1 protein-coding gene is annotated in these 205 nt (G+C 49.3%); it reads left to right on the top strand.

Annotated elements, in window-relative coordinates; translation table 11 throughout:
* Positions 1 to 205 (top strand): hypothetical protein (locus tag WKI42_RS11025; protein WP_368081931.1); only part of this gene is annotated, 205 nt, incomplete at both ends.

Raw genomic sequence — 205 nt, 5'->3', positions numbered from 1 at the left:
GACATCGGAAGGTGTGACCATTGGCTCTACTACTTTGACTGGTGAGCAGTTAGCCTCTACCATTTCCGCAAGTCCGAGAGGCGTGGATATCATCGCTCCGCATGTTCGAGTACAGTCAGATATGTTGGTAGATGGTGCTGTAACAGCTAGGAAGATGGCCGCTGGTTCTGTTACTGCTGAACATATCCAAGCTGGTGCTATTACA

Origin of the sequence: Streptococcus pseudopneumoniae (assembly GCF_038148935.1) — a bacterium.
Lineage (GTDB): Bacteria > Bacillota > Bacilli > Lactobacillales > Streptococcaceae > Streptococcus > Streptococcus pseudopneumoniae_U.
The sequence above is the reverse complement of the archived record's forward strand: the minus strand, read 5'-3'. Positions and strand labels throughout refer to the sequence as shown.